The following is a 12,374-nucleotide window of genomic DNA, read 5'->3' on the forward strand; positions in this document are numbered from 1 at the left end:
GCTTGACCTCGCTCAGTGCGGCGCTGCTGCATCGTCCTACAATCGGCCTGATGTTCCCTGTCGACCAGGGACGACGGGAGGCTGGCGTGAAACCTGCATTTATCAATCTGCGTGAAAATTACTCGAGCGTGGCGGCCGTCGACCAGGCGGCCCTGTTCCGCGAAATCGGCTGGGAAGACTTGATCGGCAAGGACAGCTTTGCCAACACCTGCGCCATCCGCGTCAGCCTGGCCCTGATCAAGGCCGGCGTCCAGCTCAAGGGCCGCATGGCCATCCGCAGAGGGCCGTTCAAGGGTGCATTGATCGAACCGGGACAGGCCAAGCTCGCGCACATGCTGGCCAGCCCGTCGATGTTTGGCGCGCCCGAAAAATTCGCTGCCAATGCGGCCATCGAAGGCATCGGCCAGCGCCAGGGCCTCGTCGCCTTCTTCCGCATTCCCGGCTACCTGGGTGGCGCCGGTGGGCATATCGACATCCTGCTGCCCTCCATCGGCATGAAGGTGTGCGGCACCGAATGCTACTGGGATTGTGGCGAGGTCTGGTTCTGGCCACTTCGTTGACGTTTACCTGAATTTCTTCGAGCGTCCCCGCGACGCTGCATTGTGCGCGCGCAGGATGGAATCGACCCGCTCCGACGCATCGCGCGACAGGTTTTGCGCCACGGCGATATCGGGGAAGAATTCGGGCAGGCGGTAGCTGAGCCACGCATACGCCGAGTAGTAGCGGCAAGTGTCTTCCACCTGCTGCAGATTCTGGGTGCCGCCGCCGTACGCATGCTGGCGCAGGGTGCTGACTTTTCCCTGCGACAGATTCTTCGCCCAGTGTTCCCACGCCGTTTGCAAGGACGGCACCTTGCTCGATATCGGCACCAGCGACAGGGTGAACTTGTCGGCCACGGACAGGGGCAGGGTGTCGAGCCAGACAGCGCGCTCCTTCTGGTCTTCCGTGATGCGGGGGAAGAAGAAGCCGTCCGGCACGTCGATATTGTGGATGAAGCGGCGCAGCAGTTTTGACAGCGACAGTTCGCCCGTCACCGATGAAATGCGGTGCAGATGTTCGAGCGACGGCGCCACGGCAAAGCCGCTCGTGTTCAGCGGGTGCAGTTTTTCCTTCAGCAGGGCGCGCATCACTTCATGTGTTTCGTTGTCGTAGCCGGCCACCAGGCCCTCTTCATGCACGCCGTAGCGGCCAGCGCGCCCGGCGATCTGGCGCGCCAGCGCGGCTGAAATCTCTTCCTCTTCGCGGCCATTGTATTTGACGCAGGTGGTCATCACGATGCGCGCGATCGGCATGTTCAGTCCCATCGCCAGCGCATCCGTGCCGACGACGATATCGGCCGTGCCGTCGCGGAAGCGCTGCGCCTGCGCGCGCCGCACTTCGGGCGACAGGTTGCCGTAGACGGTGGCCACCGACAGCCCCGTTTCCGTGATCATGTCGCGCCACATCAGCACTTCGCGGCGCGAAAAGGCGATGACGGCGTCGCCGCGGCGCAGGTTGCGCACCTTGCGCACGGCCGTCGGCTCCATCGACAAGGGCGCCATGCGTTTTAATACGTGCACTTCCAGCGGGCATTCCAGGCGCTCGGCCAGCGCCTCGATGGCGCGCCGCGCTTCGGGAGCTCCTACCAGATACACGGTGTGAGCCGGCGCGCCGCACACGGCCGCCGTCCACGCGGCACCCCGATCAGGGTCGGCCAGCATCTGGATTTCATCGATGACGGCTACTTCGACGACGGTTTTCGTGTCCAGCATTTCCACCGTGCTGGCCACGTGCGTGGCGCCGTCGACGACCCGGCGCTCCTCGCCCGTGATCAGGCTCACAGCCAGCGGTTTGCCGTGCGCCGCCGCTTCCTGCAGGCGCTCGTAGTTTTCCAGGGCCAGCAAGCGCAAGGGCGCCAGGTAGATGCCGCTCTTTGCCTTGACCAGCGCTTCCATGGCGCGGTGCGTCTTGCCGGAATTGGTGGGACCCAGCAGCGCGATGAAGCGGCGCGGCAGGCGGCGCGCCATCTCGAACGAGGCGGGGTATTCGGCCAGGTTGATGCTCTGGCGCGTGCGCGCCGCGTGCTGTTCTTCCTGCTGGCGTTCGATGGCGTGATGGAAGCGCTGGCGGATGCGGTCGAACACCATGCCCGCCGGCTCGGATGTCTGCATGTCGGCCAGGGTGTGCAGGAAAACCATCGGGTCCGTGTCCACGTCCTCGCTCAGGCCCGCGATATCGGCGACGAAATCGATCACGTGCTGGCGCAGCTCCTCGAAGACGGCCGCGCTGGCCCGTTCGCGCACCAGCGCCAGCTTGGCCTCGCGGTCCATCTTGCGCCACTTGGCCGGTCGCGCCAGCACGCCCTGTGCGGGCACCAGCGCATACGGCACCACCAGGTGGCCCGCCTTGACCACGCCGGAAAAGCGTACGAAGACGCGGCCTTCCATCTTGACGAGACGGATATGCTCGGCCAGCTCCCCCAGTTCCGCGACGAGGGTGGCGTCGTTATTGTCTTCGCTGCTGTCGGAAATATCGGTGGAAGTATCGGGAGGAAGTGGGGAGGAAGTCATGTCGTGCCTGGGTGTTGAAGTAAGCGAGGCCGATTATACCGTGCGCCGGGCAAAGATTTTTTGCAGCGCACGGAGTGGCTGTTGCGGAAACGCTGATTTTTAAAGTGATGCTTCCATGGCCCGGATAAAAAACTGAATGGCATTGAGCCCGGCGTTTCCATAATGTCGAATTCAATTTGCTTGAGCACGGAGCGTGGTATCTGGTTCTTTGTGTTTATCAGTTTCTTTTATGAATTTTATTCGCTTGGAAATTTCGCGAATGTATTTTTATTAAGTTTGTTTTATTCTGTGAATTTGATTATGAAGATTTAACTGCCGATAATGACAAAGAGTAAGTTTCTATTGATATCCACAGTGATGATATTCGTATCACGAGCAGATTGTTTTCTTGCGTCTGCCAGGCAGTGAGTCGTTGTCGTCGCGCTCCCATGCGCCAGCAGTAGCCAGCATGACTGAGCGAACCTTCCCATTCTATCGATTTATTGCGACCGTATTTTTCATTGCGCGAGAAATTATCCGATAGTACGAAATGAATTGAATTGTCTTGACAATTAATAATGGTGAGCTGATCATGGCCTCAGATTTCGCCAGGGAAATTTTGGCATGTTTTCAAAATATCGGAAATTGACGGCGAGGCGCGGCATTATTATGGCTGCTGGTCTGGCTATCGGCCGGGACGCGCCGCGTTTATATGAACGGCTTTGATTTGGCGGTGCTCCAGTATCTGCTGGCGGCCGCAGAACTTTTCACTTCGCGCTGACGCTCTGCCAGCTTGCGATGACACCCGACATACTTGTGTATGTGGCCCTGCGCCAGTCGATGGCGCGCGCAGGGATTCATCAGCCATCCGACTTTGGGAGAACACCATGAATAAAAAGCTCGCTGCATTTCTTTTTGCGTCCGGCCTCGGTTTGGCTGTGACTGCGACGCCAGCCTTTGCAAGCTGCGCTAGCGCTTGTGCTGCCGAATGGCGTGCTTGCATTGCTGGCGGTACAGCTCAAGCAGAGTGCAACGCCGAACGGTCCGCCTGCCAGCAAACCTGCAATGGACAGTAGCAGTGCTGCGCGCCGTGGCAGCCACTATCGCGGCCTGTTGCCGGTGACGCGGGCAGTCACTGGCGACGATGGCAGTTCAGGCCGCCCGTGCGCGTACGGCGCGTAGCCCCCAGCCGGTGGCGATCAAGCCGTCACCGGTTTGCAGCGGGGCCAAGGCGTCCATGAACGCGTTGCGCAGGCGTTGCCTGGCGCCGTCGTCCAGGCGGTCGATGTCGTAGGTATCCAGCAGGGCTGTCCACAGTTCATCCGGCGTGGGCGTCCATGGTACGTCGATGTCGTCGAATTCGACGTCCGCAAACGCGCCATCGAGCAGTTCGCGCCAGCCCGCTTCGGACCCTGTGCGGCGGTCGCCAAAGCGCAGCGGCGGCAGCTCGGTGCTGGCGATCGGCTTGAACACGCGCATGAAAACGTCGTTGACTTCGCCCAGCAGGAAAGTGCGGCCGACGATGGCCGCGAACTGGCCATTGGGACGCAGCACGCGGCGGATTTCACGCATGACTTGTTCGATGTCGTCCATCAGCATCAGCGCCATGTGCGAGACGAGATAATCGACGCTGGCCGATGGCAGTTCCAGCGTCTGGCCGCGGCCATGCAGCAGCCGCACGGACGGGGGCAGGGCGGCGCGCGCGGCAGCCAGTTCACCCTGGCTCATGTCGATGCCGAGCAGTTGCAGCTGCGCCTGTTGCCGCGCTGCCAGCAAACCCAGCAGATGGCCGTCGCCGCAGGCGAGGTCGAGTACGGTCAAGGGCGTGTCCACGGCCGGTACCAGACTGGTCAACACTTCGTAAGATGAAGCCCAACTCCCGGCAGGCGAACTGGCCGGCAGATGGGCAAACGCGGCGCTGGTCGCGCCGACTTGTCTTTGGTGAAAGTCTTGCAAATAGGTCTCGGCCGCTGTCAGTGGGGTCATGCCAGATCCGCTAAGTCGTGGCGCCTGAACGCCGGATGGCCATCTTAGCATGGGGAAAATTTTTCCAGCGGTGGTGCCGGATGGTGTGCTGAACTTCTATCCTTGGCATCATTGCGCCAGATCAGACGGCAAACAGTCGAAAGCGATCACAGTAGCTGAGCCCTTTTCGCAACGAGCTGATTCTGCCTTGATTCTGCCTCCCCATGCGCACCCTGATACTCGGCTTTGCCACTGGCGCCGCCTGGTTGCAGACGCAGGCAAGCTTGCCATCGCAAGCGGGCACGCTACTGTGGGTGATCGCTGGTGTAGGGTTCACGGCTAGTCTGGCGCTGCGCCGCCACGCGCGCTGGCGTGGCGTTGTTGCGCTTGCCGCTGGCGTGGGCCTCGGTTTTTACTGGGCCGCCTGGCTGGCCCAGGCCGCCATGGCGCCGCAACTGGCGCTGGCTGACGAAGGGCAGGACATTGTTGTTACGGGTACCATTGCCAGCTTGCCCTACCGCTTCGAGCAGGGCGTGCGCTTCAACTTTGCCGTGGAGAAGGCGGTTGGGGCGAAGGTGCCGCCCTTGATTGCCCTGTCCTGGTACGCGGGTTTTCGCGATGCAGTGACGAACGCGGTGGGCGACGTGCAGCCGGGCGAGCGCTGGCGCCTCACGGTGCGGCTGCAGCGTCCGCACGGCAATGCGAATCCCATGGGTTTCGATTACGAGGCGTGGCTGCTGGAGCAGGGCGTGCGCGCCACCGGTTATGTACGGCCGCAGCCGCGCGCGGATACGCCCAACGTGCGCCTGACTGCCTTCGTGCCCGGCTTCGGCAACGTGGTGGAGGCCAGCCGCGCAGCCCTGCGCGCACGCATCGCCCGCAGCCTGGAAGGCAAGCAGTACGCGGGGGTGATCGTGGCGCTGGTGGTGGGCGACCAGCGTGCCATTCCTCAGTCGGACTGGCAAGTATTCAACCGCACGGGCGTCAGCCATCTGATTTCGATTTCCGGCTTGCACATCACCATGATCGCGGGACTGTTCGCCTTGGGCGCGGGTGCGCTGTGGCGCCGTTCATTCTTTACCGACTGGCAGCTGCCCTTGCGGCTGCCGGCGCAAAAGGTGGCGGCGCTGGCTGGCGCGCTGGCGGCCTTTCTTTATGTGCTGCTGGCCGGCTTCGGCGTGCCAGCGCAGCGCACTCTATATATGTTGCTGGTGGTGGCGCTGGCCCTGTGGCTGGGACGCATCACCAGCATAGGCCATATCCTGTACCTGGCGCTGGGCGTGGTCGTGCTGCTCGATCCGTGGGCCGTGCTCTGGCCCGGTTTCTGGCTGTCGTTCGGTGCCGTCGCCACCATGCTGTACGCGACGGCGGGCCGCACCACGGCGCCCATGCCGCCGCAGGCTGGCCGCTGGCGCCGCCTGCGCGGGGCCGTGGCGCTGGGCGCACGCACGCAATACGTGGTGACGGTGGGGCTGGTGCCGTTGACGATGCTGCTGTTCTCGCAAGTGTCCTTGGTCAGCCCTGTGGCCAATGCGCTGGCCATCCCCGTCATCAGCCTGGTCGTCACTCCTTTGTCGTTGGCGGGCAGCCTGCTGCCTGCGCCTTTGTCCGATGGACTGTTGCTGCTGGCGCACGCCATCGTGCAGATGCTGGCGCAGGTGCTGGAATGGCTGGGCGCGCGCCGCTTTGCCGTGTGGACGGCGCCCGCGCCGCCAACGTGGAGTTTTTGCTGGGCCTTGTTTGGCACGGCATGGCTGCTGGCGCCACGCGGATGGCCGCACCGCTGGGCGGGCATGCTGGGCTGGCTGCCGCTGCTGACGGCCTTGCCGTCCAGTCCGCCACAGGGTCACATGTGGATCACGGCCTTCGACGTGGGACAAGGCATGGCTGTGCTGGTGGAAACGCATGGCCACCGTCTGCTGTACGACACGGGACCCGCCTACAGCCTCGATTCCGATGGCGCCAGCAGGGTCATCGTGCCTTATTTGCGCGCACGCGGCATAGCCAAACTTGACGGCGTCATCATTTCCCACAGCGACCTCGATCACGCGGGCGGCGCCATGTCCCTGCTCGAGAACGTGCAGGTGGGCTGGCTGGCCTCGTCGCTGTTCGATGGCCATCCGGCCGTCGAGTTCCAGCGGGAATCGCACCGGCCTTATCTGCACTGCACGGCGGGCCAGAGCTGGACCTGGGAAGGCGTGCACTTCGCCATGCTGCACCCATTGCCCGCCAGTCACACGGATATTGCCCTGAAGCCAAACGCCCGCAGCTGCACCGTGAAAATCACGGCTGGCAAGCACTCGATCTTGCTGGCCGGCGATATCGAGGCGGCGCAGGAGGCCCAATTGCTGGCCCGTTCTGCCGAGGGGGAACTGGCGGCCGACGTGCTGCTGGCGCCCCATCACGGCAGCGGTACGTCCTCGACGCCGGCATTTTTGAGTGCTGTCCATCCCAGTCTGGCGATTTTCCAGGTGGGACACAGGAATCGCTATAAACATCCGAAGCCGCAAGTGTATGCGCGCTATGGCGACATGGGCATTGCCCGGCTGCGCACGGATGTGACGGGGGCGGTGGTGCTGGAGTTCGGGGGCAATATCGACGTGACGCGGTATCGGGCCAGCCGGCCGCGGTATTGGCATGGGCGCTAGCGGACGCTGCTGCATTAATGGTATATATCGGTCATGGCTTGGCAGGCTAGGCAGCCCGGGAGCTGCCTGGATTATTCTGAAAGGATAAAGATGGGCTGGTTTAGTTGGAAGAAAAAGGCGGCCGTGCCAGCGATCGGCTTTGAGGCGCGGATCCGTTCCCAAAGCAAGCAGTCGAAGACGCTGTCATATGATTTGCAGGGACGGCAAGCAGACGCCGTTCGCCTGCAGCATCCGTATTTGTATCATGTAACGGACGTGCCAACCGCCGAGGCCATAGTGAAGCAGCGGCAGCTGCAAGGCGCTTTTGCCTACGTGACGCTGTCGCAGGGATTGCAGGGGGCACTTTCGCAGGCGGAAAGAACCGGCTGCGTGCTGGTTTTTCGCTTTCAGGGGCAGGTCAGTGTCGGGCCGGCGCCGCTGGCGAAAGCGAAGGAGGTGGCTTATCACCATGTGGGTTCCGACGGCTATGTGGAAACCTTTATCGCGCATGGCACGGTGACGCCGCTGGAGCTCATCGCGATATCGTTTCGTGGCACGGCGCCGATTTATGATGTGGCGTGGGTCTTGAAAACCCCTGTTTCTGTTCGCATCAAGCCATAGCCGCCATTCATCGGCGCAGCGTCAGCCATGCCGCTCGTCCGGTATTTCCAGCCCCCGCTGCCGCACATATTCGAGAAACAGTCGCGCTCCTTTGGCCATCCTCGACGTGCCATACACGGCATGGATGCTGGGATCGAGCTCCTTTGACGACGTCAGCCGGTAGGCCGTGCAAACCCGGCGCAGGGTGCCGGCGGCCACGGCGGGTTCCGCCAGCCAGCTGGCCAGGCGCACGATGCCGGCGCCTTCCAAGGCCGCTTGAAAAGTGGCGATGCCCGACGTGAAGCGGAAACGCGGCTGCACCTGGTAGCGCACGTTGCGTTCGCCGGAGACGAAATGCCAGTCGCGCAGGATGCGGGGGGCCGAGTGCATGATGATGTCGTGGCCGGCCAGCTCTTCCGGTTCCTCGGGCGCGCCCATGCGGGCGATATAGTCGGGCGAGGCGTACATGTAGCGGCGGTAATTCCACAGGGGGTAGCCGATCAGCTCGCTCGACTGGGGAAAGGCGCCGCGGATGGCAAAGTCGAGCTTTTCCTGAATGGGGTCGATCGATTTGTCCGAGAAATGGATGTCCACCGAGACGTTCGGGTAGTCGCGCGAAAATTGCGCTACCACTTTCGGCAAGAAGCCCAGCGACAAAATTTCCGGCGCGGAGAGGCGCACCCAGCCTTGCGGCGAGTTGCTCAGCTCAGCCAATTGGTCTTCCGCCTCGGCCTGCGTTTCCAGCAAGTGCTTGGCCGACGCGTAATACGTTTCGCCAGCCGTCGTCAGGGTGAACTGCTTTTGCGTGCGCAGGATCAGCTCGGCGCCGATGGCTTCCTCGAGGAACTGGATGGCGCGCGTGACGGCCGACGGCGAGCGCCCCAGCATGCGCGCCGCGTGGATGAAGCTGCGCTTTTCCACCACGGTGCAGAAGGCGCGGATCTCCCACATCAGTTTCATCGACATCGTGACTCCCGGCAAAAGAGGCCAGTAGACCGCATGGGGCGCATTCCGTCAAGCGTTACGCCTGATTGCGTTTTCCGCAATTTGAAGTTGCATCCGAAAAAATCCACGGCGCCTATACTGCCGCTGTCGATCATTCCTTCTTGCCTATCATGCTGACCATCTCGCTGCTGTGTTTATTTGCCTTCTTTGCCGGCCTCATCGATGCCGCCGTGGGTGGGGGCGGACTGATACAGCTGCCGGCCCTGTTCAACCTGATGCCGAACATGGCCTCGACGTCCTTGCTGGGCACGAATAAACTGGCGTCCGCCTGCGGCACCACGTTTGCCGCCCGTTCGTTTGTCGGCAAGGTGCATATCCCGTGGCTGCTGGTGCTGCCGGCCGTGGCCAGCGCCTTCGTCATGTCCTTCATCGGCGCGGCGGCCGTGTCCTACGTGCCGCAGCAAGTGGTGCGCCCGATGGTGCTGGTGTTGATCATCATCATGGCCATCTACACCTTCATCAAGAAGGATTTCGGCACGACCCGCGAAGCGCGTCCCATCGGTCCGCGCGAACGCATCCTCGCCATCGTCATCGGCGGCGCCATTGGCTTTTATGACGGCCTGTTCGGGCCAGGTACGGGCAGCTTTTTGATTTTCCTGTTCATCCGCGTCTTCGGCTTCGATTTCATCCTTGCCTCGGCTTGCTCGAAGCTGGTGAATATCGCCACCAACGTGGCCGCGCTGGCCTTCTTCATTCCCGCCGGCCACGTGGTGTATGCGGTGGCCGCACCGATGGCCGTATGCAATATCCTGGGCGCCTTGACGGGCACCTGGATCGCCGTGCGCCGCGGCGCCGCCTTCGTGCGCATCCTCTTCCTCGTGTTGCTGGTGCTGCTGATCGTCAAGTTGTCCTACGACATCTTCTTCAAGTAAGTATTGATAGATAACAAGAGCGACAACAAGCCATGAAAACCATCCAGGGCGTGCTGTGGGACAACGATGGCGTGCTGGTCGATACCGAACAGCTGTTTTACGAAAGCAACCGCGACTTGCTCTTGCCTTACGGCATAGACCTGACGCCAAAGCAATTCTTTGACTGGTTCCTGGACAATAACTACGGCGCCTGGCACCTGCTGTTGGGGCAAGGCCACGAGATCGAACTGGTCGAGCGCCTGCGGGCCGAGCGCACGGAGCTGTTTGCCGAACGCTTGCGCCAGGCACGCCGGCTGGCCATGCCCGGCATCGGGCAAGTACTGGCGGCGCTGCGTCCGCACGTGGCCATGGGCGTGGTCACCAGTGCTTACGAACAGCATTTCCGGATCAGCCATGCGGCCACGGGCTTGCTGAAGCACTTCGACTTCGTGCTAACGCGTGAAATGTATGGCGAAAGCAAGCCGGCGCCCGACGGCTACGAGCTGGGCTTGCAGCGCCTGGGCCTGGCCGCCGCCGACTGCGTGGCCGTGGAAGACTCGCCGCGCGGCTTGCGCGCCGCCAATGCAGCGGGGCTCGAATGCATCATCGTGCGCAATCACATGAACCGCGAGCATGCGTTTGATGGGGCATTTTGTGTAGTCGAATCGATGGCCGAGCTGGGCGAAGTGCTGGCCTCGTTCGTGCCCGGCATGGCGCCGGCGCACGGGCAATTAGAGGCCTTCCTCTGATCCGTCTTGCCGGCATGCCATTACAATTGCCTATCGCATTCACCGGCACCGCCCCACGATGACCCTCCCGCAACTGCACTTTGCCCACGCCAACAGTTATCCTGCCGGCACCTACCGCAAGCTGTTCGGCTTGCTGGGCCAGCACTACACCGTGCAGGCGCTCGATATGCATGCGCACGACCCCGCATACCCCGTCAGCACGGGCTGGCCCGAGCTGGTGCGCGAGTATATCGACGACCTCGAGCGCCGCTACAGCGGCCCCGTGATCCTCGTCGGCCACTCGCTCGGCGGCATGCTCAGCGTGATGGTGGCCAAGCAGCGTCCCGACCTCGTGCGCTGCGTGGTCTTGCTCGATTCGCCCGTGGTGGCGGGCTGGCGCGCCTTGCTGGTGCGGCTGGCGCGCAACACGGCGCTGGGCGAGCGCTTCTCGCCGTCACGTTTTTCCGCCAGGCGGCGCAAGCTGTGGCCCGATGCGCAAGCCGCGTATGAGCACTTCGCGGCCAAGGACATGTTCGCCATCTGGGCGCCGCAGGTGTTGCGCGACTACATCAACAGCGGTCTGGTTCCTCATCCGGAAGGGGTGCAGCTGCGCTTTACGCGGGAAGTGGAAACGCAGGTGTATCGCAGCTTGCCGCACCATATCGGCGGCCTCGTCAAGGACGGTTTTCCTGTCCCCATCGGCTTTATTGGCGGCACGGAATCGGTGGAATGCCGCCAGGCGGGCTTGACGGCTACGCGCAAGCTGGTCGGCAAGTTCTTCCGCCAGGTGCCGGGCGGCCATCTGTTTCCCATGGAAAACCCGGAGCTGACGGCGCAAGTGGTGCGCGAGATGATCACGGCATTGCTGGCGAAACAATAGAATATCGCCGAGGATTTTCAGGGGATGGGGGCCAACAGCGGCGGATTTTCGCGTAAAATCCTGCCATCCGGGCCGCGCCTGCACCAGGCGTGCGGCCCCAGCCATTCCGATATTCTAGAAAGATACCCCTGCGATGACGATTAAAAGCGATAAATGGATACGCCGCATGGCGGAAACAACGGGCATGATCGAGCCGTTCGAACCGGGCCAGGTCAAGGAACGCGACGGCAACCGCATCGTTTCCTACGGCACGTCCAGCTATGGCTATGACATCCGCTGCGCCGACGAGTTCAAGTTGTTCACCAACATCAACACGACCATCGTCGACCCCAAGGATTTTGACGCGAACAATTTCGTCGACGTGTCGGGCAAGGGCTATTGCATCATCCCGCCGAACTCGTTTGCGCTGGCCCGTACCGTGGAATATTTCCGCATTCCCCGCAACGTGCTGACGATTTGCCTGGGCAAGAGTACCTATGCGCGCTGCGGCATCATCGTCAACGTCACCCCGTTCGAACCGGAATGGGAAGGCTATGTGACGCTGGAGTTTTCCAACACGACACCGCTGCCGGCGAAAATCTACGCCAACGAAGGCGTGGCGCAAGTGCTGTTCTTCGAGTCCGATGAAGTGTGCGAAACGTCGTACAAGGATCGTGGCGGCAAATACCAGGGCCAGGTCGGGGTGACATTGCCGAAGACCTGATTGCGGCACAGGGCGGGGTGACCGCCTTCTTTACATGCCTTTACCTGCCTTTACACCGGCCGCACTAGTTCCGCGCCCCATGCCTGCCGTTAACCTTGGTATCGAAACACTGAGGAGGCAGTATGGTAGCGGCAATCGGTTCGGGCGGCGCAGTCGGCGCGGCCGGTAGCGCCAGTACGGGCAGCGGCTCGCAGATCGCGGCGCTGCAAAAGCAGATCACGGCGGCGCAAAAGCAATTGACGGAATCGCAGAAGGGCGAGCAGACGGAGGCGTCGCAAAAGCTGCAGCAGCAGCTGGCGCAGCAAATCCAGGCCTTGCAGGCGCAGATTGCTCAGTTGCAAGCGGCGGCCGCACAACAGGCGGCGCAACAGGATGCTCAGACGGCCGGCAGCGCCGAGACGGCGGCCAGCCCGGCCAGGTCAAGCGCGTCGACCCTGGGCAGCATCATCGATACGCAGGCCTAACAGCACATCACAAATAAGACGCC

General features: G+C 62.3%; 11 protein-coding genes. 8 read left to right on the forward strand and 3 right to left on the reverse strand.

Annotation, left to right across the window (positions count from 1 at the left end):
- Positions 1-86 precede the first annotated feature (86 nt).
- Positions 87-560: a T6SS effector amidase Tae4 family protein gene (locus V3C40_RS02065; protein WP_331776352.1), complete on the forward strand. Its 474-nt coding sequence runs from the start codon at positions 87-89 to the stop codon at positions 558-560.
- 3 nt (positions 561-563) lie between these two features.
- Here the strand turns inward: V3C40_RS02065 and V3C40_RS02070 are convergent, their stop codons facing one another.
- Both V3C40_RS02070 and V3C40_RS02075 read right to left on the reverse strand, forming a co-directional pair.
- Entirely contained in the window at positions 564-2,549 is a 1,986-nt protein-coding gene (locus V3C40_RS02070) for a helicase-related protein (protein WP_331776353.1), read from the reverse strand.
- 1,131 nt (positions 2,550-3,680) lie between these two features.
- Positions 3,681-4,514, reverse strand: a complete 834-nt coding sequence (locus V3C40_RS02075; protein WP_331776354.1) for a class I SAM-dependent methyltransferase — start codon at positions 4,512-4,514, stop codon at positions 3,681-3,683.
- 203 nt (positions 4,515-4,717) lie between these two features.
- On the opposite strand from V3C40_RS02075, the gene V3C40_RS02080 reads away from it, so the two are divergent.
- Together V3C40_RS02080 and V3C40_RS02085 are read left to right on the forward strand one after the other, a co-directional pair.
- Positions 4,718-7,141 carry a DNA internalization-related competence protein ComEC/Rec2 gene (locus V3C40_RS02080; protein ID WP_331776355.1) on the forward strand — a complete coding sequence of 808 codons (2,424 nt, stop codon included), beginning with the start codon at positions 4,718-4,720 and terminating at the stop codon, positions 7,139-7,141.
- Positions 7,142-7,231: 90 nt separating this feature from the next.
- Positions 7,232-7,741 carry a hypothetical protein gene (locus tag V3C40_RS02085; protein ID WP_331776356.1) on the forward strand — a complete coding sequence of 170 codons (510 nt, stop codon included), beginning with the start codon at positions 7,232-7,234 and terminating at the stop codon, positions 7,739-7,741.
- A 21-nt stretch (positions 7,742-7,762) separates the two neighbouring features.
- Here V3C40_RS02085 and V3C40_RS02090 read toward each other — a convergent pair whose 3' ends face one another.
- Positions 7,763-8,686: a LysR family transcriptional regulator gene (locus tag V3C40_RS02090; protein WP_331776357.1), complete on the reverse strand. Its 924-nt coding sequence runs from the start codon at positions 8,684-8,686 to the stop codon at positions 7,763-7,765.
- Between the two features lie 149 nt (positions 8,687-8,835).
- Here V3C40_RS02090 and V3C40_RS02095 point away from each other — a divergent pair, with 149 nt between their 5' ends.
- From V3C40_RS02095 to V3C40_RS02115, 5 genes are all read left to right on the forward strand, one after another.
- On the forward strand, positions 8,836-9,597 hold the full coding sequence (locus V3C40_RS02095) for a sulfite exporter TauE/SafE family protein (protein ID WP_034756294.1): 762 nt from the start codon (positions 8,836-8,838) through the stop codon (positions 9,595-9,597).
- Positions 9,598-9,629: 32 nt separating this feature from the next.
- Positions 9,630-10,325, forward strand: a complete 696-nt coding sequence (locus tag V3C40_RS02100; RefSeq protein WP_331776358.1) for an HAD family hydrolase — start codon at positions 9,630-9,632, stop codon at positions 10,323-10,325.
- Between the two features lie 58 nt (positions 10,326-10,383).
- A complete protein-coding gene (locus tag V3C40_RS02105; RefSeq protein WP_331776359.1) occupies positions 10,384-11,184 on the forward strand; it encodes an alpha/beta fold hydrolase in 801 nt (266 codons plus the stop codon).
- A gap of 133 nt (positions 11,185-11,317) precedes the next feature.
- A complete protein-coding gene (gene dcd, locus V3C40_RS02110) occupies positions 11,318-11,887 on the forward strand; it encodes a dCTP deaminase (protein WP_034755486.1) in 570 nt (189 codons plus the stop codon).
- A 122-nt stretch (positions 11,888-12,009) separates the two neighbouring features.
- Positions 12,010-12,351 (forward strand): FlxA-like family protein, encoded by a 342-nt coding sequence (locus V3C40_RS02115; protein WP_331776360.1) that lies wholly within the window; start codon positions 12,010-12,012, stop codon positions 12,349-12,351.
- Positions 12,352-12,374 lie beyond the last annotated feature (23 nt).

The organism is Janthinobacterium sp. LS2A (assembly GCF_036543145.1).
GTDB lineage: Bacteria > Pseudomonadota > Gammaproteobacteria > Burkholderiales > Burkholderiaceae_D > Janthinobacterium > Janthinobacterium aestuarii.